General features: G+C 58.6%; 23 protein-coding genes. 16 read left to right on the forward strand and 7 right to left on the reverse strand.

The features are described 5' to 3' along the window. Positions 1-63: 63 nt before the first annotated feature. The 4 genes from SPG90_RS07140 to SPG90_RS07155 all read right to left on the reverse strand — a co-directional run bounded on the left by SPG90_RS07140 (position 64) and on the right by SPG90_RS07155 (position 5522). A complete protein-coding gene (locus tag SPG90_RS07140) occupies positions 64-1581 on the reverse strand; it encodes a carbohydrate porin (RefSeq protein ID WP_063409692.1) in 1518 nt (505 codons plus the stop codon). A 173-nt stretch (positions 1582-1754) separates the two neighbouring features. Then, the gene (locus SPG90_RS07145) at positions 1755-2645 is read right to left on the reverse strand and encodes an aminoimidazole riboside kinase (protein ID WP_322408050.1); all 891 of its coding nucleotides are present in this window, start codon (positions 2643-2645) and stop codon (positions 1755-1757) included. Positions 2646-2733: 88 nt separating this feature from the next. Further along, complete coding sequence (locus SPG90_RS07150) at positions 2734-3945, reverse strand: diguanylate phosphodiesterase (protein WP_239632567.1); 1212 nt, start codon at positions 3943-3945, stop codon at positions 2734-2736. A 95-nt stretch (positions 3946-4040) separates the two neighbouring features. Next, positions 4041-5522, reverse strand: a complete 1482-nt coding sequence (locus SPG90_RS07155; RefSeq protein WP_322408051.1) for an alpha/beta hydrolase — start codon at positions 5520-5522, stop codon at positions 4041-4043. 265 nt (positions 5523-5787) lie between these two features. Between SPG90_RS07155 and SPG90_RS07160 the strand changes: the two genes are divergently transcribed. Genes SPG90_RS07160 through SPG90_RS07190 form a run of 7 tightly spaced genes read left to right on the forward strand, consistent with a single transcriptional unit; the run spans position 5788 to position 12622 of the window. After that, on the forward strand, positions 5788-6642 hold the full coding sequence (locus SPG90_RS07160; RefSeq protein ID WP_045399904.1) for a MurR/RpiR family transcriptional regulator: 855 nt from the start codon (positions 5788-5790) through the stop codon (positions 6640-6642). 12 nt (positions 6643-6654) lie between these two features. Beyond that, positions 6655-7230, forward strand: coding sequence for a D-alanyl-D-alanine dipeptidase (ddpX, locus tag SPG90_RS07165; RefSeq protein ID WP_023311885.1), 576 nt, complete (start codon positions 6655-6657; stop codon positions 7228-7230). Positions 7231-7245: 15 nt separating this feature from the next. Then, positions 7246-8778, forward strand: coding sequence for an ABC transporter substrate-binding protein (locus SPG90_RS07170; protein WP_023311886.1), 1533 nt, complete (start codon positions 7246-7248; stop codon positions 8776-8778). Positions 8779-8801: 23 nt separating this feature from the next. Next, positions 8802-9824, forward strand: coding sequence for an ABC transporter permease (locus SPG90_RS07175; RefSeq protein ID WP_033145620.1), 1023 nt, complete (start codon positions 8802-8804; stop codon positions 9822-9824). Then, positions 9821-10714: a D,D-dipeptide ABC transporter permease gene (ddpC, locus tag SPG90_RS07180; protein WP_126303354.1), complete on the forward strand. Its 894-nt coding sequence runs from the start codon at positions 9821-9823 to the stop codon at positions 10712-10714. Before SPG90_RS07175 ends, ddpC begins: the two co-directional genes overlap by 4 nt. Continuing rightward, positions 10714-11700 carry an ABC transporter ATP-binding protein gene (locus SPG90_RS07185; RefSeq protein WP_033145622.1) on the forward strand — a complete coding sequence of 329 codons (987 nt, stop codon included), beginning with the start codon at positions 10714-10716 and terminating at the stop codon, positions 11698-11700. The genes ddpC and SPG90_RS07185 overlap by 1 nt, the downstream gene beginning before the upstream one ends. Next, on the forward strand, positions 11693-12622 hold the full coding sequence (locus SPG90_RS07190) for an oligopeptide/dipeptide ABC transporter ATP-binding protein (protein WP_193131560.1): 930 nt from the start codon (positions 11693-11695) through the stop codon (positions 12620-12622). Before SPG90_RS07185 ends, SPG90_RS07190 begins: the two co-directional genes overlap by 8 nt. Here SPG90_RS07190 and SPG90_RS07195 read toward each other — a convergent pair. Further along, on the reverse strand, positions 12619-13368 hold the full coding sequence (locus SPG90_RS07195) for an SDR family NAD(P)-dependent oxidoreductase (protein ID WP_023311891.1): 750 nt from the start codon (positions 13366-13368) through the stop codon (positions 12619-12621). The two genes, SPG90_RS07190 and SPG90_RS07195, sit on opposite strands and share 4 nt — an antisense overlap. 133 nt (positions 13369-13501) lie before the next feature. Here SPG90_RS07195 and SPG90_RS07200 point away from each other — a divergent pair, with 133 nt between their 5' ends. Next, positions 13502-14407 carry a LysR family transcriptional regulator gene (locus tag SPG90_RS07200; RefSeq protein ID WP_248193587.1) on the forward strand — a complete coding sequence of 302 codons (906 nt, stop codon included), beginning with the start codon at positions 13502-13504 and terminating at the stop codon, positions 14405-14407. 23 nt (positions 14408-14430) lie between these two features. Here the strand turns inward: SPG90_RS07200 and SPG90_RS07205 are convergent, their stop codons facing one another. After that, on the reverse strand, positions 14431-14859 hold the full coding sequence (locus SPG90_RS07205; protein ID WP_023311893.1) for an OsmC family protein: 429 nt from the start codon (positions 14857-14859) through the stop codon (positions 14431-14433). Between the two features lie 115 nt (positions 14860-14974). Between SPG90_RS07205 and SPG90_RS07210 the strand changes: the two genes are divergently transcribed. Next, positions 14975-15934, forward strand: a complete 960-nt coding sequence (locus SPG90_RS07210; RefSeq protein ID WP_248195576.1) for a hypothetical protein — start codon at positions 14975-14977, stop codon at positions 15932-15934. A 19-nt stretch (positions 15935-15953) separates the two neighbouring features. Here SPG90_RS07210 and SPG90_RS07215 read toward each other — a convergent pair whose 3' ends face one another. After that, on the reverse strand, positions 15954-16829 hold the full coding sequence (locus SPG90_RS07215) for a LysR family transcriptional regulator (RefSeq protein WP_045399930.1): 876 nt from the start codon (positions 16827-16829) through the stop codon (positions 15954-15956). 110 nt (positions 16830-16939) lie between these two features. On the opposite strand from SPG90_RS07215, the gene SPG90_RS07220 reads away from it, so the two are divergent. From SPG90_RS07220 to SPG90_RS07250, 7 genes are all read left to right on the forward strand, one after another. Beyond that, positions 16940-17791, forward strand: coding sequence for a Vmh family MBL fold metallo-hydrolase (locus SPG90_RS07220; RefSeq protein ID WP_126303358.1), 852 nt, complete (start codon positions 16940-16942; stop codon positions 17789-17791). Between the two features lie 232 nt (positions 17792-18023). Next, the gene (gene bdm, locus SPG90_RS07225) at positions 18024-18239 is read left to right on the forward strand and encodes a biofilm-dependent modulation protein (protein WP_013096534.1); all 216 of its coding nucleotides are present in this window, start codon (positions 18024-18026) and stop codon (positions 18237-18239) included. A 95-nt stretch (positions 18240-18334) separates the two neighbouring features. Beyond that, positions 18335-18472: a stationary-phase-induced ribosome-associated protein gene (sra, locus tag SPG90_RS07230; RefSeq protein ID WP_008501714.1), complete on the forward strand. Its 138-nt coding sequence runs from the start codon at positions 18335-18337 to the stop codon at positions 18470-18472. A gap of 176 nt (positions 18473-18648) precedes the next feature. Then, the gene (locus tag SPG90_RS07235) at positions 18649-20346 is read left to right on the forward strand and encodes an NAD-dependent malic enzyme (RefSeq protein WP_023311897.1); all 1698 of its coding nucleotides are present in this window, start codon (positions 18649-18651) and stop codon (positions 20344-20346) included. A gap of 328 nt (positions 20347-20674) precedes the next feature. Next, a complete protein-coding gene (locus tag SPG90_RS07240) occupies positions 20675-22387 on the forward strand; it encodes an ABC-F family ATP-binding cassette domain-containing protein (protein ID WP_045399939.1) in 1713 nt (570 codons plus the stop codon). Between the two features lie 196 nt (positions 22388-22583). Further along, on the forward strand, positions 22584-23594 hold the full coding sequence (gene adhP, locus SPG90_RS07245; RefSeq protein WP_023311899.1) for an alcohol dehydrogenase AdhP: 1011 nt from the start codon (positions 22584-22586) through the stop codon (positions 23592-23594). Between the two features lie 149 nt (positions 23595-23743). Further along, positions 23744-25363, forward strand: a complete 1620-nt coding sequence (locus tag SPG90_RS07250) for a TIGR04028 family ABC transporter substrate-binding protein (RefSeq protein WP_126303361.1) — start codon at positions 23744-23746, stop codon at positions 25361-25363. Position 25364: the final 1 nt, after the last annotated feature.

Genomic DNA, 25364 nt, shown 5'->3' on the forward strand with positions numbered 1-25364 from the left:
TACCTCTGCCTGACTTCTTTTTATGATGTGCGAAACGCTCCCGCAAAGCGGGAGCGTGATGGGTTAAAACCAGGTTTCCATCTGGACCCCAAAGTTCCATTCCCCGCCGGCGTTGAAGCCGCTGCTGCCAAAGGCATCATCGCTGGCGTAATGATCCAGTTTGCTGCTCCAGTCCATCCAGGTGGCAAACAGACGCAGCTCCGGACGGCTGAAGAAATCGCCGATTTTGCTCGCTTTTAACGTCGGCGCAAAGGTCAGCTTGTAGAAACTGCCGTTGACGGCGTTGCGGTCCTTATAGCCTTCCGGATTTAAATCCATGTACTGATAGCTTCCCTCAAACGCCAGGGCGAAGTTCTGCGTCACCTCTTTAATCAGACGGGTGTTGAGCGTAACCCACTCATAGCTATCGCCCTTGACGTAGCGATCTTTACTGCTCTGCGCCAGGACGGCGGGCGCAACGCTCCAGCCGCCGCCGACAGGCGTGACACCGTAACTTGCGAAGCGCCAGGTATCCGCCTCAGACAGCAGCGCGCCGTCGGAACCGATGCTTTTCACTTCCGCACCCAGCCCGTGACCGTACAGCAGCGCCGTTTTGGCTGTCCCTTCCCGCAGGCCGTAGAAGCTCTCATTATGCAAGCCGACCAGGGCATGAACGCCGGTATTGGCGGCGTCGGTTTTGATGAGATCGCCGTTGGTGTCTTTACGGTCGTCGTTATCCTTCGCCCGCAGGCCGCTCACCATCAGCTGGAACGGTCCGGCGAAGTGGTTCATGCTGAGGATATAGTTCTGAACGTTATTGTCGGTCTGCTCCACGCTGCCGAAGTTGCGGCCGTAGATGGAGAAGTTGCTGCGCAGCGAATCGTTCCATTTCACGTCGTAGACGCCGCCGCCGGTACCGGCGAGGAACACCACGTCGGAGTCCAGCCAGTGAATATCAAAGTTGTCGCGGTCGAAGCGTTTACCCGCCCAGAAGGTGCTGCCCTTCAGCGCGCCGGTAAAATCAGGCAGGTTGCCCAGCTCCGCGAAGGCCTGGCGAATATTGAGATCGCTGGTATCGGCTGACCAGTCGTTATAGGTTCTCTGACCGTCGGCCAGCATCGCTTTGAAGCGCGTGGTGGCCCCGTTATCCAGAGTTTGCTTGTGCTCCAGGTTCAGCTCGACGTAGGTGTCGGCTTCGTTACCCAGACGCCCTACCGCGCCGCCGGTTTCTCCGGCCGGGGTCAGATAAGGACCGCTTTTGCTGCTGGAGGCCGCATCGTTCATCAGCAGGCCCGAACGGGCGTAGCCGTGGAACTCAAACCCGCTGCTTTGATCCGCCTTCTTCTCCAGCGCGGTGGTGCGCTGTGCCACCGCCTGGGTGGTCGTTTGCGTCTGCTGCTGCGCGGCAACCAGCTGCTGCGTTTTTTGTTCCGCATCCGTGGCGCGTTTCTCAGCCACCTGCGCACGCGTTTCCGCCGCCTGGAGGCGCTGCTCCATCGCGGCAAGACGCGCTTCGATACTTGTCATATCCGTTTGGGCAAAAACAGAGGTACTTCCGGCCAGCATGCCTATCATCACGGCAAGTCTGCGTTTTTTATACATTTTGTCGCATCCCTAAAAGAAGTCATTAAAAGTGCTAAATTGCTAAACCGGTTTAGGTTGCTGATACTAAACCTCTGAATTTTGGATCGGCAATCTTTTTTGCTAAACCGTTTTAGTAAGTGTGATCGAGGCGACAATTCAGGCCGCCGGATGGCGGCCAGTGGAGGAAGGAATTACAGATCGTGCTGCCAGGGCAATGCGGTCATCGCCCCTTTGGCCGTGGTGGCTAATGCACCGCAGCGCTGGGCTAAGGCGATGATCGGCGTCAGGTCCTGCCCGGCAGCCAGCCCGTAGAGCAGCCCCGCCACGAAAGCATCGCCCGCGCCGGTGGTATCGACACACTCAACGGGCGTTGCCGGATAGTGTTTTACGGTGCCCTGATGCCAGGCGATCACGCCCTCCTTGCCCTGGGTGACCAGCACCAGACGCGCCGGACAGCGCGCCATCAGCACATGCAGACCGACGTTTACCTCGACATTTCCGGTTAAAAACGCCAGCTCTTCGACGGAGAGTTTCACCACGTCGGCGCTCTGCAGGGCCAGCTCCAGGCAGCGGCGCAGCGCGTTCTCATCCGGCCAGAGATCCGGGCGAATATTGGGGTCGAAGCTGACGTAACCGCCCGCCTCCCGAATGGCGGTCATCGCCTCAAACGTCGCAGAACGGCTCGGCTCTGCGCTTAATGCGATGGAACAGACGTGCAGCCATTCCCCGGCGCTGAACGTCGGCAGATCGGCGGATTCGAGAAACAGATCGGCGCTCGGGCGCACCATAAAGGTAAACGAGCGTTCGCCGTGGTCGTCGAGATCGACCACTACCGTTGAGGTGCGGTGCGCCGGGTCAAGGCGCATAGACTTCACGTCGACCTTTTCGTCAGCGAGCGTTTTCGCCATAAAGCGCCCGAAGGGATCGTCGCCAACCCTGCCGATAAAGGCGCTCTGGCCGCCCAGCCGGGCAATACCGACCGCAACGTTTGCCGGTGCGCCGCCGGGACACTGCAGCAATCTGCCTTCTCCATCGGGCAGCAAATCCACTACCGCATCGCCAAGTACCCAGATTTTTTTCATGCTTTCCTCGTAGCTAAACAATGTTAAACCGTTTTAGCTATTTAAGCACAGGCAGTGCGAAGGGGAAATAACGCGGGAGGAAAATTGGCTAACGCACCAGATGCGGCCAGTGAATATCACCGACGCCATTAAGCTGCGGGCGGGCAAACAGAAAGCCCTGGAAGCGGCGGATCCCGGCAGACTCGAGCCAGCACCACTCCTCTATCTTCTCGATCCCTTCCGCCACCAGGGTAATTTCAAGATCGGAGCAACAGCTGACGATGGAGCGCACAATCGCCTGCTTCGGGCCGCTGAGGTGGATATCGCTGACTATCTCCCGGTCGATCTTAATTTTATCCGGCTGGAAGCGGGTCAGCAGCGAAAGACCGGCATAGCCGGAGCCGAAATCATCGATCGCCAGGCCAATCCCCTCACCGCGAAGCTGCTTGATGGCGCTATTAAACTGGTTGAAGCCGGAGATCATCTCGTTTTCCGTCACTTCAATGACCACCTGCTCCGGCTGAAGGCCATGTTTTTTTATCTCGCTGACCAAAAATTCCACGGCGTTGGGGACATTCACCAGCGACATCGGCAGCAGGTTTACCGCAATCTTATGGCTGCCAATGCCCAGCTTTTCCGCGAGAGCAAAGGCATACGCTTTCGTCTGGAGATCGACTTCGTAGATTTTGTCCGGGTCAAGGGCGCTGAAGAAATACTCCGGGCTGCCGCCTTCGTTGCCGCGAATAAGGGCTTCAAGCGAACTGATCTTCCCTTCCGAGGGCTCAACGATGGGCTGGAGCGCAAACTGACAGGTTTGGTTGGCCATCAGCCCCAGGTGTTCGCCAAAGGGTAGCGTTTCGGTCGAGAGCGTCCATTTGTCCGCGGTGTAGCGTGCCCCCGACGGGACCGGACGTTTACCGGTTATAAAGGTCTGAATAAATTTGAACACCCGGTCATCGGATGTGAGATAGCTTTCCAGCTTGCTGTAATTCAGAACCGACTGCAGCACCTCTTTCGGTGACTGCGTCTGCAGATCGAACAGCAGCATACCGACGTTTTCGAAGCGTCTGCGCGGGCCATAGTCCCGCATCAGCTCGACCACTCCACTGTGCCGCTTGTCGTCACGGATTTTATGGAACAGCTTAAGCACGCTCTCTTCCGACCCTTCGAGTATTTGCAGCACGTCACTGCCTTTTGCAAGCAGAACCCCGGTGATATTCAGACTGGCATTGCGGATCCGGGCGCGCTCCACCAGTTCCCGCAGCTCGGTGGAGGGGCGGGATAAATTCAACTGGCTTCGGTAAATCAGAGTCGTCAGCACAAAAATGGGTTCCGATGAGAAAGAGTGGTGCCTTGAAGCTACTATTTAACATACTTAATCAATGCGACCTAACATATTCACACCACAGGGGAACGTTACTTTTCCCCATCGCCAATCCGGCTGTCGATCCTCTCCTGCATATAGTCGTAAAACGGGTTCGAGGTGACCCGCATCAGCGCCTCTTTTCCGACGCTCAACACGGACGTTTCGCCCCAGAGCGCAATTGTCCCCAGGCTGATGCCGTAGCGGTTTTTCACCCCAGGCTCACGGCCATAGAGATCGTCATCCGGGGGGAACGGCACCGCAATATGCGACAGGGAATAGACATCCTGCGGCCAGGCCTGCGCAAGCGGCACGACCGTCTCCCGGGTGCTGCCTGCCGGAGTGATTTTCGCCACAGTCGAGAAACTGTGCTCGCTGGCATTGGTAATAATCGTGACACCGTAACTCCTCTGCGCAACCGGCAGCAGCGCCGAAGTTGCCGTCCACGACGACGGTTTGAACAGCGGACGGAAGCTCGCCGCCTGGTTGATGTCAAACACCACCAGCTCGCTGCCGTTTGCCGGAAGCTGGTCAAACAGGCCGGTCACCACCGCGCGGGTGCTGACCGTGGAATCCATGACCGACTGGAACGCCAGAACCGGCGGCAAATTCGCCAGCCTGTTCTCCCGCGCCTCGCGGCCGATTTGCTCCTGCAGAGCCTTCGTCAGAAGCCATGACTGGCGGGCGGCGTTCACCGGGAACGAGTTATATTTGTACGGGTTATATTCCGGAGAGATATTCAGCCACGCCGCTTTGGCAAACGCCGGCAGCAGCGCCGGTAACCCGGCGAAACCGGCAAACCGCGCAAAGGCCGTCACGCCGATCATCGGTGAGAGCAGTATCACCTGCTGCGGTTTACGCAGCGAAGGCGCGTCCAGCGCATCGAGGGCATATTTCATCGCCAGCGCCCCGCCGTTGGAGTAACCCACCAGATGCAAAGGCACAGCCTCACCCGCCAGGCGCGTGGCTTCCCGCACCGCAAGACGCGTCGCCGCCAGCCACATTTCCCAGTCAACGTCCGTCAGCGCGCCGGGCGCGGTGCCGTGCCCGGGCAGGCGCGGGACCACGGCCACAAAGCCGTGCTGTTGATAGTTCACCGCAAGCCGCCGGACGCTGTAGGGCGAGTCCGTCAGACCGTGCAACAGCACCACCGCGCCGCGCGGCTTTCCGGCAGGCATCAGCACAAAGGAGCGGTTGGCATCGGGCGTAAACTGTCCCGGCCACACCAGGCTCTGGCGATAATAGCGGTTTAACGGCGTGCGTTCCTCGCCCTCTGTTTTCGCCGTCACCGCATTATCAAGATCGGCGAAAATGGCGTTTTCCCGGGCGATATACCGGGCAAAATCGGCGTTGTCCATCTCGCGCGCGGACATCTCATCGGCCCGCCAGGTGTGCCACAGGTGCAGTTCCGGCCCCTGCTGCGAGAGATAGACCCGCACCGCCAGCAGAACGACCAGGACGATCCCCACGACCATTCCTGTTTTCTTTGCAAGCGCGATCAGGCGCACGCTGACTCGCCAGGGCAAATTCGCCATGAGGGATCCCTTTTATGTTCTCAATGCTTCTATCTTATCAAAAATGTGAACGGACTGACGTATTCACCAAATTCATACCTGCCCGCTCAGCCAGTGCACCAAAAGTGAACTACGCTGCACAAATGTTGATCATTGGTTAAACAAATATTGCATGAAGTTTACTGCACAGCGGGTTTCACCCGCCCTGTGAACATGGCACGCGTCATGCATTGTTAACCCGGTAACAAAAATTCGGCTTTTGACAGCCTGTTAACAGCGAGGCGGTATGACGACGAAACTTGAGATGTTGAGCCGTATCGAAGCGACGTTCAGCCAGCTCACGCCCAGCGAAAAGCGGGTCGGAAGCTGGCTGCTGGCGCACGCCGCGCAAATCCCGTTTGAAACGGCGGAGAGCATCGGCCAGGCGAGCGGGACCAGCGGAATTACCGTCGGACGCTTCCTGCGCAAGCTGGGGTATCGCAACCTGGAGGATGCCAAAAAGAGCCTGCGCGATCCGTATCAGCCCTGGGGCATGAACGAGCGGCTGGACTCCTGGCAGCAGCAGCGCCCCCTTTCCAGCCGCCTTCAGCACGCCCTGTCGCTGGAAGTGGATGCCATCACGCAGGTGTACCAGATGGCGCAAACGGACGCCTTTCGTCAGGTGGTGCACAACCTCGCCCACGCCGACGCGGTGTTTGTGCTGGGGATCCAGTCCACGCGCGGGATTGCCAACGCCTTCTTCAGCCACCTTGAATACCTCCGCCCGCGCGTGAGCTATTCGGAGGGGGCTTCCGGCAGCTGGGTGGAATCCCTGAACTCGGGGTTTTCGCACCCGTACGTCGTGCTGACCGATACGCGCACCTACTCCTCGATGGCCCGCCAGTACTGCCGCGTCGCCAGCGAGAAAGGCATTCCGCTGGCCTTAATCACCGACATCTGGTGCCCGTGGGCGCGGGATTACCCGATTGATTTACTGCAGGTGAAAACCGATACCGGTCACTTCTGGGATTCGCTTGCCCCCGTGAGCTGTCTGTTCAACCTGCTGCTGTCGGGCGTGGTGGAAGCGCTTGGTGATGCGCTCCCGGCGCGTCTGGCGGTCAACCGACAATTACAACAAGAGTTTGGTCAATTCGAACGCTAAAGGAGCGGAGCTATGCCCGAAGAGAGTGAACTGATTGATGTGGCGAAGACGTTTCCCACACTGCATATCGATCTGAAGTACGCCACCGCCGACAACATCACCGGCCGTCCGATCTATCAGGAGGCGCTGTGCCTGCTGCATACCGACGCGGCCACCGCGCTGGCAAAAGCCATCAGCATTGCCTCGCTGGCCGGGCTGAAGCTGGTGGTGTACGACGCCTATCGGCCGCAGCAGGCGCAGGCCCAGCTGTGGGATGCCTGCCCGAACCCGGAATACGTGGTCGACGTGGCGATTGGCTCCAATCACAGCCGCGGTACGGCCATCGACGTCACCCTGATGGATGAACATAACGCCGTACTGGATATGGGTGCCGGTTTTGACGAAATGCACGACCGCTCGCATCCGTATCACCCTTCCGTGCCGCCGCACGCCCAGCGCAACCGTCTTCTGTTGAACGCCATCATGTTCGGCGGTGGTTTTGTCGGTATCAGCAGCGAATGGTGGCACTTCGAACTGCCGAACGCCGCCAGCTACCCGCTGCTCGACGACCGTTTTGCCTGTTTTCCCCTGACGCACACTTCTCTTTAAACCTGGAGCACTGCCATGAAAACATCGCTTGTTTCGACCCTGATCGCCGCCACGCTGGCCCTGAGCGCCCCGCTGGCGCTGGCCGCCGTTCCGAAAGACATGCTGGCGATCGGTAAAGCCGCCGACCCGCAAACGCTCGATCCTGCCATCACCATTGATAACAACGACTGGACCGTCACCTATCCGTCCTACCAGCGTCTGGTCAAGTACAAGCCGGGCTCTACCGAGGTGGAAGGCGATCTGTCGACGGGCTGGAAGGCGTCTGAAGACCAGAAAGAGTGGACCTTTACCCTGGCGGATAACGCGAAATTTTCCGACGGCACGCCGGTCACCGCCGAGGCGGTAAAACTCTCCTTTGAGCGCCTGCTGAAGCTCGGCCAGGGGCCGTCTGAAGCCTTCCCGAAAGATCTGAAAATAGATGCCGTCGATGACCATACGGTGAAGTTCACCCTCAGCCAGCCGTTCGCGCCTTTCCTCTACACGCTGGCAAACGACGGGGCGTCCATCATTAACCCGGCGGTGCTGAAGGCCAATGCGGCGGACGATGCGCGCGGTTTTCTGGCGCAAAACACCGCCGGTTCCGGGCCGTTTATGCTGAAAAGCTGGCAGAAAGGCCAGCAGCTGATTCTGATCCCTAACCCTCACTGGCAGGGTGAAAAGCCGCACTTTAAGCGCGTATCGGTGAAAATTATCGGTGAGAGCGCCTCGCGCCGACTGCAGCTTTCCCGCGGCGATCTGGACATTGCCGACTCCCTGCCCGTCGATCAGCTCGCAGCGCTGAAGCAGGAAGGCAAAGTCGCCGTCGCGGAATACCCGTCCCTGCGCGTGACTTACCTCTATCTCAACAACGGTAAAGCGCCGCTCAATCAGGTGGATTTACGCCGGGCCATCTCCTGGGCGACGGATTACCAGGGGATGGTGAAAGGCATTCTGAGCGGCAACGGCAAGCAGATGCGCGGCCCGATCCCGGAAGGCATGTGGGGCTTTGACGCCACGGCAATGCAGTACAGCTTTGACGAGGCCAAAGCCAAAGCGGCGCTGGAGAAGGTCAAAGACAAACCCGCCAGCCTGACCTTCCTCTACTCGGACAACGATCCGAACTGGGAGCCTATCGCCCTCTCCACTCAGGCCAGCCTCGGCAAGATCGGCATTAACGTCAAGCTGGAAAAACTGGCCAACGCCACCATGCGCGACCGCGTCGGAAAAGGCGATTACGACATTGCCATCGGCAACTGGAGCCCGGACTTTGCTGACCCGTACATGTTCATGAACTACTGGTTCGAATCGGACAAAAAAGGGCTGCCGGGCAACCGCTCGTTCTATGAGAACAAAGAGGTCGATTCCCTGCTGCAGGCCGCGCTGAAAACCACCGACCAGGCAGAACGCACCAAAGATTACCAGCAGGCACAGAAGGTGGTTATCGACGAGGCGGCCTACGTTTATCTGTTCCAGAAAAACTACCAGCTGGCGATGAACAAAGAGGTCAAAGGCTTCACCTTTAATCCGATGCTCGAGCAGGTGTTCAACATCGCCACCATGAGCAAATAACGGTTCTCGCCGGGGGAAAGCGTATGACGTTCTGGAGCATAGTGCGCCAGCGCTGCTGGGGGTTAATCCTGGTGGTGGCCGGTGTCTGTATTATCACCTTTATTATTTCACACCTGATCCCCGGCGATCCGGCCCGCCTGCTGGCCGGCGACCGCGCCAGCGACGAAATCGTGCAGAACATCCGCCAGCAGCTAGGGCTGGACCAGCCGCTGTATGTTCAGTTTGGCCGCTACGTGGACGCTCTGGCCCACGGTGATTTAGGCACGTCCATCCGTACCGGACGCCCGGTCGCGGAAGACCTGAAGGCCTTTTTCCCTGCCACGCTGGAGCTGGCCTTTTGTTCTCTGCTGCTGGCGCTGGTCATCGGCGTGCCTCTGGGGATTTTGTCCGCGGTGTACCGCAACCGCTGGCTGGATCACCTGGTGCGTTTAATGGCGATGACCGGGATCTCCACGCCGGCCTTCTGGCTTGGGCTGGGCGTCATCGTGCTGTTCTACGGGCACCTGCAGATCCTCCCGGGCGGCGGCAGGCTGGACGACTGGCTCGATCCGCCGACGCACGTCACCGGCTTTTATCTGCTGGACGCGCTGCTGGAGGGCAACGGTGAGGTCTTTTTCAACGCGCTTCAGCACCTGATTTTACCCTCGCTGACGCTGGCGTTTGTTCACCTGGGGATCGTGGCGCGCCAGGTCCGTTCGGCGATGCTGGAGCAGCTCAGCGAGGACTACATCCGCACCGCGCGCGCCAGCGGACTGCCCGGCTGGTACATCGTCCTGCGCTACGCTCTGCCGAATGCGATGATCCCGTCCATTACCGTGCTCGGGCTGGCGCTGGGCGATCTGCTTTACGGCGCCGTGCTGACCGAAACCGTCTTTGCCTGGCCGGGCATGGGCGCCTGGGTGGTGACGTCCATTCAGGCGCTCGATTTCCCTGCCGTGATGGGCTTTGCCGTCGTCGTTTCGCTGGCCTACGTGCTGGTTAATTTGGTGGTCGATCTGCTTTACCTGTGGATTGACCCGCGAATCGGGCGCGGAGGTGCCGAATGATGTTAACGCAGGAAACGCCCGCTCCGGCTAAAACCGCCGGACAACGCATCAACTGGGCAAAGCTTTTCTGGATGCTGCGTCAAAGCCCGCTCACGATCGTTGGCGGCATCATTATGATTGCGATGCTCTTCCTGATGGTGGCTTCGCCGTGGATTGTGCCCCATGACCCGAACGCGCTGGATCTGACTGCCCGCCTGCAGGCGCCGTCTGCACAACACTGGTTTGGTACCGATGAGGTGGGACGCGACCTGTTCAGCCGCGTGCTGACGGGCAGCCAGCAGTCGATTACCGCCGGGCTGGCGGTGGTGGCGATTGCGGGCGGCATTGGCTCACTGCTGGGCTGTTTTTCCGGCGTGCTGGGCGGGCGCGGCGACGCCATCATCATGCGGGTGATGGATATCATGCTCTCCATTCCCTCCCTGGTGCTGACCATGGCGCTGGCCGCCGCGCTCGGGCCGAGCCTGTTCAACGCCATGCTGGCGATTGCGATTGTCCGCATCCCGTTTTACGTCCGCCTGGCGCGCGGGCAAACCCTGGTGGTGCGCCAGTTTACCTACGTTCAGGCCGCCCGCACGTTTGGCGCCTCCCGCTGGCATTTGATCCGCTGGCATATCCTGCGCAACGCCCTTCCGCCGCTGATTGTGCAGGCTTCGCTGGACATTGGCAGCGCCATTCTGATGGCCGCCACGCTGGGGTTTATCGGCCTGGGCGCGCAGCAGCCGACCGCCGAATGGGGCGCGATGGTGGCCGTTGGCCGTAACTACGTCCTGGACCAGTGGTGGTACTGCGCCTTTCCCGGTGCGGCAATTTTGATTACCGCCGTAGGCTTTAACCTGTTTGGCGACGGTATCCGCGATCTGCTGGATCCGAAATCGGGAGGAAAACAATGATGACCGAACCAGTATTACGTATTGAGGACCTGCACCTGAGCTTCCCGATTTTTCGCGGTGAGGTCCACGCGCTGAACCACGTTTCGCTGGAGATCGGCAGGGGTGAAATCGTCGGCGTGGTGGGCGAGTCGGGTTCGGGTAAATCCGTGACCGCCATGCTCGCCATGCGGCTGTTGCCGGAAGGGAGCTACCGCATTCATCACGGACAGGTGAAGTTACTCGGCGAAAACGTCCTGACGGCGTCCGAGAAACAGCTTCGCCAGTGGCGCGGTGCCCGAGTGGCGATGATTTTTCAGGAGCCGATGACCGCCCTCAACCCGACGCGGCGGATTGGCAAACAGATGGTGGAGGTGATCCGCCAGCATCAGCCGCTTTCGCGGCGCGAGGCGCAGCAGAAGGCGATTACCCTGCTGGAAGAGATGCAAATCCCGGACGCGAAGCAGGTCATGGAGCGTTATCCGTTTGAACTCTCCGGCGGCATGCGCCAGCGGGTGATGATCGCCCTTGCCTTCTCCTGCGAGCCGGAGCTGATTATCGCCGACGAGCCGACCACAGCGCTGGACGTTACCGTCCAGCTCCAGGTGCTGCGCCTCCTGAAGCACAAGGCGCGGGCCAGCGGGACCTCGGTGTTGTTTATCAGCCACGATATGGCCGTGGTGTCGCAGCTCTGCGACAGGATGTACGTGATGTATGCCGGGAGCGTGATCGAGAGCGGTGCCACGCAAACGCTGATCCACCGACCCGTGCATCCCTACTCCATCGGCCTTCTGCGGTGCGCGCCGGAAAACGGCCAGCCGCGCGACCTGCTTCCCGCCATCCCCGGCACGGTGCCCAACCTCAGCCAGCTTCCGCAGGGATGCGCCTTCCGCGAGCGCTGCTTTGCCGCCGGGGCGAAATGCAGCGAAACGCCGCGCTTACAGCCCAACGGTGCAGAGGGCCAACAGGCTGCCTGCTGGTATCCACAACGGGAGAAACACCATGTCTGATGTACTGCTGGAACTGGATAGCGTGCACGTGAACTTTGCGGCGCGCAAAAACTGGCTGGGCCGCGTGACGGAACAGGTCCATGCCCTCAATGGGCTCGATCTGCAGATCCGCCGGGGGGAAACGCTGGGCATTGTCGGTGAATCCGGCTGCGGGAAAAGCACGCTGGCCCAGCTGCTGATGGGCATGCTTAAGCCCAGCGCCGGCGCGTGCCAGCGGGCTCACCACGCAGGCGGCATGCAGATGGTGTTTCAGGATCCGCTCTCGTCGCTCGACCCGCGATTGCCGGTCTGGCGCATCATCACCGAGCCGGTGTGGGTGCAAAAACGCAGCAGCGAGCGCGAGCGCCGTCAGCTGGCGGAGGATCTGGCGCTGCAGGTGGGCATTCGCCCGGAATACCTCGACAGGCTTCCGCACGCCTTCTCCGGCGGGCAGCGCCAGCGCATCGCCATCGCCCGGGCGCTCTCGTCCGATCCCGATATTATCGTGCTTGATGAACCCACCAGCGCGCTGGATATCTCCGTGCAGGCGCAAATCCTCAACCTGCTGGTGAACCTGCAACAGCAGCGTAATCTGACCTACGTGTTAATCTCGCATAACGTCTCGGTGGTCAGGCACATGAGCGACCGGGTGGCGGTGATGTACCTCGGGCAGATTGTGGAGCTGGGCAGCGCCGCGCAGGTGCTTGACGAGCCTCGCCATCCCTATACCCGTCTGCTGCTCGACTCGGTTCCCCGCACCGGTGAACCGCTGGATGAAAATCTGGCGTTACGCAAAACGGAGCTTCCCGGCAACCGTCACCTGCCCGAGGGCTGTTTTTTCCGCGACCGTTGTCCGATGGCAACGCAGGGGTGTGAACGTCCCCAGCCGCTACAGCCCTCACGCGAGGGCCGTAACGTCCGCTGCTGGCGCAGTCTGGATTAGATTTGCGCCATTCCGCCGTCCACAAACAGCTCGATGGCGTTAATAAAGCTGGCCGCGTCGGAGGCCAGAAACGCCACCGCTTTACCCACCTCGCCCGGCGCGCCTAAACGCCCCAGCGGTACCTGGGCGGCCAGCGCGTCGTACAGCCCCTGACGGTGTTCTTCCGGCACCAGATCGCCGAGACCTGGCGTTTTGATCGGGCCCGGGCTCACCACGTTGACGCGGATCCCGCGGCCCTGCAAATCCAGCGCCCAGGAGCGGGCAAAGTTGCGCACGGCGGCCTTGCTGGCGCTGTAGACGCTGAAGTTGGCCGTCCCTTTAACGGAGACCGTCGAGCCGGTCAGAATAATCGACGATCCGGCGGAGAGCAGCGGCAGCGCCTTCTGCACCGTGAACAGCACTCCGCGGACGTTGGTGCCAAAAATCCGGTCAAACTGCTCTTCGGTGATCGCGCCCAGCGGCAGCATATCGCCGCCACCGGCATTGGCGAACAGGATATCAAGACGGCCTTCATCTTTGGCTATCCGGGCATAAACCTCATCCAGATCGGCAAGCTTTGAAACGTCCGCGCGAATGCCCACGGCGTCAGAAGCAATCTCTGCTACCGCGGCGTCCAGTTCGGCCTGACGACGACCGGTGATGTACACCTTCGCGCCCTGCGCCGCCAGCTCCTGCGCCGTGGCAAGACCAATACCGGTGCTGCCGCCGGTGACCAGTGCGATTTTTCCTGAGAGAGTCGTGTTCATGTCATTTACCTTTTGTTGGGTTTGTGGTGCGCGCTTTCGCTCGCGTTGAACAAACTTTAGCCCTTGCGGCATTAGTGAAAAACAGGCAAAAATGAAAATGACTATTCACATACAGAAATAATCAGAGGTCATCATGGACCAGCTCATGGCGATGCGCGCCTTTACGCGGGTCGTGGAGTCCGGCAGCTTTACCCGCGCGGCGGACTCGCTGAATATGCCGATCGCCACGCTGAGCAAGCTGGTCAAATCGCTTGAGTCGCACCTGGAGATACGCCTTCTGCACCGCACCACTCGCCGGGTGGTCGCGACGCCTGAAGGGATGGAATACTATGAAAAAGCGCTCAGGGTGCTGATTGATATCGAAGATATCGACACCTCGTTTCGCGTTTCCCGCGCGACGCCAAAAGGGCATTTGCGGGTTGACGTGGGCGGCTCCACCGCCCGGGACGTGCTCATTCCCCTGCTTCCGGAATTTATGCAGCGCTACCCTGAGATCCGCATCGACCTTGGCGTGGCCGACCGGCCGGTCGATCTCATCAGCGGTAACGTAGACTGCGTGATTCGCGGCGGTCCGCTGGACGACTCAACCCTCATCGCCCGTCATCTCGGTAACGCCGAAATGGTCACCTGCGCGACGCCGGGCTACCTGAAAAACCATGGAGTTCCGGCCTATCCACAGGAGCTGTGCAACGGCCACAAGCTCATTAGCTACCTCTCGCCCGTCACCGGGCGGGCGTTTCCTTTTCGCTTCAGAAAGAACGGCGAGACGCTGGAAATCAACGTTCCGCATTATCTCGGCGTAAATGAAAGTAATGCCCATCTGGCGGCTGCCGCGGCGGGGCTGGGGATCGTTCAGACCTTTGAGTATTCGGCAAACGCGTATTTACGGGCGGGAACGCTGACGGCGATTCTGAGCGACTGGCGCCCTGCCGCCTATCCGTTTCATGTGGTTTACCCTCAGAACCGGCATCTGACGCACCGTCTTAAGGTGTTTATTGCGTGGCTGGCGGAGGTGTTTCCCGCCGCGCTGAAGGGATAGCCGGGCGCAAACCCGGCTGTGGCTTAGTTAAGTTTATAGTCCAGCGTAATCTCAGCCTTCAGGAGCTGCGATACCGGACAGCCCGCTTTGGCTTTCTGAATAATACCGTCGAACTGCTGGGGGGCGATGCCCGGAACGGTCACCTTGCTTTTCAGGGCAACCTTCGTAATCGCAAAGCCGCCGTCGGTTTTATCCAGAGATACGTCCGCCGTAGTATCAATGGAGTCGGCGGTATAGCCCGCTTCCCCGAGCATCAGCGACAGCGCCATTGAGAAGCAGGCCGCATGTGCCGCGCCAATCAGCTCTTCGGGGTTGGTCCCCTTTTCGCCCTCAAAGCGGGTATTAAAACCATAAGGCTGCTGATTGAGAACGCCGCTCTCGGTGGAAACCGTTCCTTTACCGCGCTTAATGTCGCCAGACCAGTGTGCCGAACCGTGCTTATGAATAGTCATTCTTGCTCTCCTTTTGGCTTACAAAGGGTTAAGTATAGACTACGCATCTGCCCCACCCTGGAACACAGACAATTCCGGGACTTTCACCTGCTGTACCGACAAAAAGGATAATGATATGGCGCTAAAAATCAGGATGGCCGTTGCCGTCACCACGCTGGCTCTGTCGCTCTCTTCACTGGCGAAAACGCCGGAGAATTTTATCTATACCAGCTCCGGCGAGCTCGACGCGGTGTTTCCGCTCGTTGCGCGAAGCGATATCGGCGGCGTGCAGATCGTTTACAACTGGCGCCTGCTGGAGCCCGAGAAGGACAACTATGACTTCTCGCGGATAGAACAGGATCTGGCGCGCGTTAAGGCCGCCGGAAAAAAACTCTTTATTCAAATCCAGGATCGTTTTTTTGAGGCGGACGCCCGCTACGTGCCGGACTATCTGATGCACGATAAGCAATACGGTGGGGGAATTGCGCCGCAGTTCGATAACCCCGGCGAAGGCAAGCCTGTCGGTTCAGGATGGGTGGCGCGTCAGTGGGATCCCGCCGTGCGTCAGCGCTACCAGGCTTTGCTGGCCGCCCTCGCGAAACGCTTTGATGGTGAGGTGTATGGCGTAAACCTGCCCGAAACCGCCATCGATCTCGACGAAAAAAATCCGCCCGCCGGGTTTACCTGCGACAGCTATTTCGCTGGAGAAATGGAAAATCTGGCCTTTGCGCGAAAGGCTTTTAAGAAATCACACGTGGTGCAATACGTGAACTTCTGGCCGTGCGAGTGGGATAACGACCACAACTACATGGGGCGTCTGTTTAAGTATGCCAGCGCCAACAATGTCGGTCTGGGTGGGCCGGATATTGTTCCCAACCGCAAGGCACACATGAAGAATGCCTATCCCTTCTTCCATAAAAATAAACAGACGCTGCCGCTCATCGCCATGGCGGTTCAGGAACCGACCCTGACCTATAAAAATCCTGAGACCGGCAAGCCCTTCACCAAAGCAGAATTTGATCGGTTCGCGGAAAATTATCTCGGGGCGGATATTATTTTCTGGAGCACGTCCTCTCCCTGGCTAAAGGCAAAATAATCACCCGTAAACCCTGCTCTTAAGCCAGGTAGCGGGCCAGTTCGTCGAGAAACACGCGCAGCGCGGCAGGCTGATATTCCCGTGACTGATAAATGCCATGGATGGCAAGCGGTTTCGGCTCAAGCGCCTCCAGCACCGGCACCAGCAATCCCTGTTCCAGCGCGGCAGACGCTTCGCGCTCCGGCAGCATGGCAATACCGCAGTGCTTGATCGCCGCGTCCATCAACAGTGAAGAGATGCTGGCGCTCAGGTTGCCGCTGACGGCCACGCTCAGGCTTTCCCCTTCTGGCGTCAGGAAGTGCCAGGACTGCCCGGCAAAAAAGCTGTAGTGCAGACAGTTGTGCTGCGCTAATTCTTCAGGGCTGACGGGGGTACCGTGCTGTGCCAGATACGCCGGCGAGGCGCAGAGCACCGAGCGACATTCCCCCAGCCGGCGGGCAATCATGCCGGGTTCGGGGTTGTCGGTAATGCGCACGGCGACATCAATGCGCTCTCCCACCAGGCTGACCGGGTGGTTGTTCACGTCCAGCTCAATGCGCAGCTGCGGGTAGCGCGAGAGCAGCTCAGGCAGGACCGGCGCAATCAGGTGCATGGCGGTAAAATGGGCGCAGGCCACCCGCAGCGTGCCGGAGGGCAGATCTTTCTCCGACTGGCCCTCGATTTCCTGCGAAATCTGCGAGAGCGTCCGCGTTTTTTGCAGCACCTTTTCACCCGCCGCGGTCAGCGTTAGCTTGCGCGTGGAGCGGTTTACCAGCCGCGTACCCGCCCACTTCTCCATTTGTTCCAGGTAGCGGCTCACCATCGGCCGGGAAATGCCCAGCGCGCGCGCCGCCGCGCTCAAACTTCCCAGCTCGCATATCCGGTTGTAGACCTGAGCGGCAATAACGCGATCCATAAAAGCTCCATCTGCTCGATTTATGAAACTAAGCATGTCTTGTTTCAGGAATTCTGGCAAATGCGAATATCCGTACAATAGACACATTCCTGAACAACTGAGACAACAGCATGAAACTCACTCATATTGCCCTGCTATCCACCCTTTTCACGCCGGCGGTTTTTGCCGCGCCGTTAACCATTGATACCTGGAACCCGCAGGAAAAAGGCATTTTCCCGGTCTCCTCCACGCTGGTTTCCGGCCCGAAAGAGGCGGTGTTGTTTGACGCGCAGTTCAGCGTGAAGGATGGCGAAGCGCTGGTAGAAAAAATCCGCCGCAGCGGTAAAACCCTGAATAAGATTGTGATCACCTCCGGCGATCCGGATTTCTATTTTGGCCTGCAGCCGCTGGTCAAAGCCTTCCCGAATGCCAAAGTGGTGGCCACGCAGCATGTGGTTGACCATATTAAAGCCACCAAAGATGCCAAGCTCGCCTTCTGGGGGCCGCAGATGAAGGACGGCGCGCCAACGGAGCTGGTTGTCCCGCAGGTTCTTGCCTCCACCACGTTCATGGTTGACGGGGAAAAGGTCGATATCGAGCAGTCAGACAGCTACGCGGCCTATGTGTGGATCCCCTCAGCAAAAACGATCCTCGGCGGCACCGGGGTAGCCTGGGGCATTCACGTCTGGACGGCAGACACCCAGACGCCGGAAAGCCGCAAGCAGTGGCAGGAAACGCTGGAGCATATGGCCGCGCACAAACCTGAGCGCGTGATCCCGGGCCACTACCTGGGCACTCCTCCAGCGGGCACTGGCGCGATTGATTTTACCCGCGACTATCTGCAGCGCTTTGAAAAGGCTTTAGCCGCGCATAAAGATTCCGCAGGCGTCATCAGCACCCTGAAAAAACAGTATCCAGGCCTGGCTGATGAAAGCTCGCTGGAATTAAGCGCCAAAGTGAATACTGGCGAAATGAAGTGGTAATTTAAAAACGGCTCCTGCTATATTTCCGCGATAGCAGGAGCCCCGCCAAAATATCCCCGCCGTTACCCGTCGATATAGCCACACCTTTTAAAAGCGCATAAAAGCATGCACTTATGTCATTTTTATTTCTAAGATGAATCTGAACCACAACCGGGAAAATATTTGCCATTCTGTTTATGAATTAAATTTTTTGCGAGCCGTACCATTAAACAGACAACGACACGGAGGCAGCATGTTTACTTATTACCCGGCTAATACCGCAGCAGCACAACCTGAACTCGTTAACGCGATTGCGCAGGGTCTTCACGCCGAGCACGGTGCTGTGACTGAAGATGACATTTTGATGGAACTAACCAAATGGGTGGAATCCACCGATAATGACATCCTCAGTGACATCTACCAGCAGACTATTAACTACGTCGTCAGCGGACAAAACGCACCCTTGTAAAAACCTGCTAAGCTGGATCTGCAACCTAAGGGGTTACATTTCGTTTGCGTAAGCAAACTGGTCCTTAAAACTATCAACAGGATTGAGGAGTTAACATGAAATCGAACCGTCAGGCACGCCATATTCTGGGACTGAACTACAAGCTTTCAAATCAGCGTAAAGTGGTGATTGAAGGCGACCACGAAACGCAGGTCACGCACGCCACCGGCAGAAAACGCCACGCCGGCAAGTAAGTTCCAGACTGAGATCCAGAACACCATCGGTAATCCCGATGGTGTTTTTGTTTATGTGTTGCGGTAATTAATATTTAGCTCCTTTATAATACCGCCTGACCGCACCCCATCGCACAGGCCAGAAAGATGACAAACAGCAGTGTCAGGGACGGATCTTCATAAAAAGAGTGAGTGACATGGACAACAAACTGAAAAAACATCGTTCCTTATACATCCCATACGCCGGACCGGTTTTACTCGAATTCCCCCTGCTCAACAAAGGCAGCGCCTTCAGCATGGAAGAGCGCAGCAGCTTTAACCTGCTGGGTTTACTGCCCGAAGTGGTTGAAACCATTGAAGAACAGGCGGAGCGCGCGTGGATCCAGTATCAGGGTTTCAAAACCGAAATCGACAAGCACATCTACCTGCGTAACATTCAGGACACTAATGAAACCCTCTTCTATCGCCTGGTGCAGAACCATCTCGAAGAGATGATGCCGGTGATCTACACCCCGACGGTGGGTGCGGCCTGCGAGCGTTTCTCAGAGATCTACCGTCGTTCACGCGGTGTTTTCATCTCCTATCAGAACCGCCACAACATGGACGATATTCTGCAGAACGTGCCGAACCACAATATAAAAGTGATTGTGGTGACCGACGGCGAACGTATTCTCGGCCTCGGCGACCAGGGCATTGGCGGGATGGGGATCCCAATCGGTAAACTCTCTCTCTACACCGCCTGCGGCGGCATCAGCCCGGCGTATACCCTGCCGGTGGTGCTGGACGTCGGGACCAATAACCAGCAGCTGCTCAACGATCCGCTCTATATGGGCTGGCGCCATCCGCGCATTACCGACGACGAGTACTATCAGTTTGTCGACGACTTCATCCAGGCCGTGAAGCACCGCTGGCCGGACGTTCTGCTGCAGTTTGAAGACTTCGCGCAGAAAAACGCGATGCCGCTGCTGAACCGCTATCGCGATGAGATCTGCTCTTTTAACGACGACATCCAGGGCACCGCAGCCGTGACCGTGGGTACGCTTATCGCCGCCAGCCGCGCAGCCGGCAGCCAGCTGAGCTACCAGAAAATTGTCTTCCTGGGCGCAGGCTCTGCGGGCTGTGGTATCGCCGAGCAGATCATCGCCCAGACGCAGCGCGAAGGCTTAAGCGAAGAGCTGGCCCGCTCCCGCGTCTTTATGGTTGACCGTTTCGGCCTGCTGACCGACGCTATGCCGAACCTGCTGCCGTTCCAGAACAAGCTGGTGCAGAAGCGCGAGAACCTGAAAAACTGGGATACCGACAACGAAGTCCTTTCCCTGCTGGACGTAGTGCGCAACGTGAAGCCGGATATTCTGATCGGCGTTTCCGGGCAAACCGGCCTCTTCACCGAAGAGATCATTCGCGAGATGCACAAGCACTGCGAGCGCCCTATCGTGATGCCGCTTTCCAACCCGACCTCCCGCGTGGAAGCGACGCCGCAGGACATCATCGCCTGGACCGAAGGTAACGCGCTGGTCGCCACCGGCAGCCCGTTCGACCCGGTGGTGTGGAAGGATAAAACCTATCCGATCGCCCAGTGCAACAACTCCTATATCTTCCCGGGCATTGGTCTGGGCGTGATCGCCTCCGGCGCGTCCCGCATTACCGATGAGATGCTGATGTCGGCGAGCGAAACCCTCGCGGGCTACTCGCCGCTGGTCAACAACGGTGAAGGGCTGGTGCTGCCGGAGCTGAAGGACATTCACAAGGTGTCGCGCGCTATCGCGTTTGCGGTAGGTAAAATGGCTCAGCAGCAGGGCGTGGCGGTGAAAACCTCTGCCGACGCGCTGCAGCAGGCCATCGACGACAACTTCTGGAAGCCTGAATACCGCAGCTATCGCCGTACCTCGATTTAATTCTGCACTGCGACCGTTCCCTCTCCCTTTGGGAGAGGGAATTAGATTCGCCCCCCACTAGCCAAACCCCTTTTCCCCCGCTACACTCCCTTCATCTATTAACCTACTGAATATATAAGGAGGCCAATTATGCTGTATCGTGAAATTTTCAATGTTTCACATACATTTGGTGATCGCACCAGCTCAAGCGTTATCGGTATCGTGCTGCGATAACTTCTGCTTGAGCGAAGACACCAACCCCTGAAATCCCTTCTCTCGGGCTTACTGAGTTATCGTCAGCGATGTTTGACGAGGCATAAACATGCCTGTAACTCTTGGGTAAGCAACAATGAGCACTTTACTCACTGCACAATCTTTACGCGTTGATACGGCGTTTGGCACGCTCTTCGACTCACTCTCCTTTACGCTGAAAAAAGGCGATCGCATTGGCCTGCTGGGCGACAACGGCTGCGGCAAAAGCACGCTGCTGAAGGTGCTGGACGGCACTGACTCCCCCGCCGCCGGCACGGTAGCGCTGGCCGGGCACTGCCTGATGGCGCGCGTGGAGCAACATCTTCCGGACGCCATTTTCCCGCTGACCATGCTGGATGCCGTGCTCGCACAGCTGCCTTTAGCCGAGCGCGATAGCCTGCGCTGGAAAGCCGAAACGCTGCTGGCAGGCATGGGCTTCACGCCTCAGGATATGGCGCTGCAATCCGCCACGCTGAGCGGCGGGCAGCACACCCGCCTGCTGCTGGCGCGGGCGCTGATTCACGACCCGGATCTGCTCCTGCTCGATGAACCCAGCAACCACCTTGATTTGCCGACCATGCTCTGGCTGGAACACTTTCTGCAGAACTGGTCAGGCAGCTTCGTGCTGGTCTCCCATGACCGACAGCTGCTGGATGCCGTCACCAACGGCAGCTGGATCCTGCGCGATAAAACGCTGCACTACTTCGCCCTTCCCTGCACGGCCGCCCGCAAGGCGCTTGAAGCAAAGGATGAAAGCGACGCGCAGCGCCACAAGGCGGAGCAAAAGGAGATTGACCGCGTGACCGCCAGCGCGAAGCGGCTGGCGACCTGGGGCAAGGTTTACGACAACGAAGACCTGGCCCGCAAAGCCAAACAGATGGAAAAACAGGTCGAACGGCTGAAGGAGAGCCAGACGGCGCTCACGGCAGGCAGCCAGTGGACGTTAACCCTGCGCGGCGACGCGCTGCGGGCCGACCGTCTGCTGGAGATGGAAAACCTCAGCGTCCCGCCTGCGCCCGGGCTACCGCCGCTGTTTAACATCGAAATGGCGCGGCTAAAAAGCGGCGATCGCGTGGCGATTGTCGGTCGTAACGGCTGCGGCAAATCGTCGCTGATGAGGCTTATCTGGCAACAGTTTGCCGATGAGTCCGCAGAAAGCGGGTTGAAAATCCATCCGCGCGTGTCGCCAGGCTATTACGACCAGACGCTTAATCAGCTGCCGGATGACGCCACGCTGCTCGACGCGCTGGAGCCTTTTGCACCGGATCCGCAGAACCGCAAAATGGCGCTCATCAGCGCCGGGTTCCCGTGGTCCCGCCATGGGCAGAAAATCAGCACGCTCAGCGGCGGCGAACGCTCGCGCCTGCTGTTCGTGGGCCTGACGCTTGCCCGCTACAGCCTGCTGATGCTGGATGAGCCCACTAACCACCTGGACATGGAAGGCAAAGAGGCGCTGGCGCAAACCCTTCAGCAGTTTGAAGGCGGCGTGCTGCTGGTCAGCCACGACCGTCAGTTAATTAGCCAAAGCTGCAACCGTTTCTGGCTGATTGAAGAGGGAAAGCTGAGCGAGTGGCACGATGCAGAAGCGGTGTTTGAGCGCCTGCGTGAAAGCGCGGGGCTGGCGACATCCACCGCGCCCGTCATCGACGCTGCGACGGTTCAACCCTCGCCGTATGACGATCTGCTCGAACGGCTGGTCGCGCTGGAAACGCTGCTGGAAGACGATCTGGCGCGTAAGCCGAAGCATCAAAAGCCGCATCTTCAGGCGCAATGGCGTAAAGAGATAGAGGAGATAGAGGCACAGCTGTAAGTCTGCGCCCGGCGAGTCTCTCGTCGGGCCAGTATTTCCCCCCTAAATTATTAGAGGAACGCCGTATTCTTATTCTGAAAATGGATTAAATAATGACATTATGTTGCCGTTGCCTTGCATTACAGCGCCAAACCACTAATCCTTGAGGAGTATTACACCTGCTATGCAGATACTCATCATGAACAAGGAGATACATATGAAGGCTGCTGTTGTCACTCAGGATCATCAGGTTAATGTCACCGAAAAAACCTTACGCCCGCTAAAGCACGGGGAGGCCCTGCTGAAGATGGAATGCTGCGGCGTATGCCATACCGACCTCCACGTGAAGAACGGTGATTTTGGCGATAAAACCGGGGTTATCCTGGGCCACGAAGGGATTGGCATCGTAAAAGAAGTCGGCCCCGGCGTGAAGTCGCTGAAAGTCGGTGACCGCGCAAGCGTGGCCTGGTTTTTCGAAGGCTGCGGCCACTGCGAATACTGTAATACCGGCAACGAAACCCTGTGCCGCGACGTGAAAAACGCCGGTTACTCCGTTGACGGCGGCATGGCGGAAGAGTGCATCGTCACCGCTGACTACGCCGTAAAAGTGCCGGACGGTCTGGAATCCGCTGCGGCCAGCAGCATCACCTGCGCCGGCGTCACCACCTATAAAGCGGTGAAGGTCTCGGGTATCAAACCGGGCCAGTGGATCGCAATCTATGGTCTGGGCGGTCTGGGAAACCTTGCGCTGCAGTACGCCAAAAACGTCTTTAACGCCAAAGTCATCGCTCTCGACGTTAACGACGAACAGCTGAAGCTGGCGGCCAGCATGGGTGCGGATTTAACCATCAACTCCCGCAGCGAAGACGCCGCGAAAATTGTGCAGGAGAAAACCGGCGGCGCGCATGCCGCAGTCGTTACTGCCGTCGCAAAAGCGGCCTTTAACTCAGCCGTTGACGCCGTGCGTGCCGGTGGCCGCGTGGTCGCGGTTGGCCTGCCGCCGGAAGCGATGAGCCTCGACATTCCGCGTCTGGTGCTGGACGGCATTCAGGTGGTAGGTTCCCTGGTCGGCACCCGTCAGGATCTGCAGGAAGCCTTCCAGTTCGCCGCAGAAGGTAAGGTGGTGCCGAAAGTCACGATGCGTCCAATCGAGGACATCAACGCCATCTTTAAAGAGATGGAACAGGGCCAGATCCGCGGCCGTATGGTGATCGACCTACGTTCATAATCGTTCATTTTTCATTACCGCTCCTCGCTGGGGCGGTTTTTTTATAGCCATTTTCCGGCAATCCTTATCTTAATTCCTTTGTTCCCTTGTTTTCCCCCGCGCCCGATGATGAATCCGACGCTAACAAGAAGATAACAAAGGAATTCACCATGCAAACCCCATTTCGTCTGCCGCTGCTGACGGCGCTGATTCTGGCGACAACCGCAGCCTGGGCAGCAGATGCGCCCGTCAAAGGCGGCACGCTGATTTATCTGGAGCAACAGGCGCACACCAACCTCTATCCGCCTGCCGGTGGCTTTTACCCGAACGGCGGCATTCTGAATCAAATCACCGACAAACTGACATGGCAGAACCCAAAGACGCTGCAGGTCGAACCCTGGGTGGCCGAAAGCTGGACCACCAACGCCGATAAAACCGAATACACCTTTAAGCTTCGTCCCGGCATCACCTTCTCCGACGGCACGCCGCTGGACGCCAACGCCGTGGCGAAAAACTTTGATACCTACGGTTCAGGCAATAAGGCACAGCGCCTGCCGGTGTCAGAAGTGATTAATAACTACGATCGCAGCGAAGTCATCGACCCGCTGACCGTGAAGTTCTACTTCAAAAAACCGTCGCCGGGGTTCCTGCAGGGCACCGCCACCATTGGCTCGGGTCTGGTCTCGCTCAGCACGCTGAAGCGCAACTTCGAAGAGCTGGGAGATGCCCGCCACATCATCGGTTCCGGCCCGTTTGTGGTGAAGGACGAGAAGCTGGGACGTGAAGTGACGCTCGAAGCGCGCAAAGACTACCAGTGGGGGCCGAAAAACCTGGCGCAGCAGGGGCCCGCTAATCTCGATGGCATCAAGTTTATCGTGACCCAGGAAGACAGCGTGCGCGTGGGGGCCCTGCTGGCCGGTCAGGCCGACTTTATTCGCCAGGTGCAGGCGTATGACGAAAAGCAGGCGACAGATCAAGGCTATAAAATCTACGCCGCCCCGACCCGCGGGGTGAACGACAGCATCAGCTTCCGCCCGGATAACCCGCTGGTCGCCGACGTTCGCGTTCGCCAGGCGCTGCTGCATGCCACCAATGCAAAACAGGTGGTCGAGACCCTCTTCTCGGCCAACTATCCGCAGGCGAAGTCCGTGATTGCCGGTTCCGCCGCAGGCTTTGTCGATCTCAGCGACAAATTGACCTTTGACCCGGAAAAAGCCAACCAGCTGCTGGACGAGGCGGGCTGGAAAGCAGGCGGCGACGGGATCCGCGCCAAAGACGGCCAACGTCTGGCGCTGACGGTGTATGAATCCCTGCCGCAGCCACAAAATAAAGAGGTGCTGCAGCTGGTTGCCCAGCAGTGGCGACAGGTGGGCGTGGCGCTGAGCGTCAAAGCCGGTGACGCAGGCAGCCGCACGCTGGATAACCTTGACCCGCTGAAAACCCCGTTAACCGTCTCCGAAGTGGGCCGCGCCGATCCTGACGTGGTGAAAAGCATGTTCTACCCGGCTAACCGCGACGCGCTGCTGCAAAAAGGCGGATCCAGCGACAAGGTCAAAAACTTCCGTGACGACAGGCTGAATGAACTGCTGGTGAACATTTCTGCTGAAGTCGATCCGCAAAAACGCCTGCAGCTGACGGGGGACGCCCAGCGCTACCTGCTGGATAACGCCTACGTTATTCCGATTTTCGAGGAGCCGCAGGTCTTTGCCGGTGCGCCGTGGCTGAAAGGCGTCAATTTTGAAGCGGTAGGCCGCCCGTCGTTCTACGGCGCGTGGATTGAGAAACACTGAG

It is taken from the genome of Enterobacter sp. D2 (assembly GCF_034427575.1).
In the GTDB taxonomy this organism is placed as follows: Bacteria; Pseudomonadota; Gammaproteobacteria; order Enterobacterales; family Enterobacteriaceae; genus Enterobacter; species Enterobacter cloacae_M.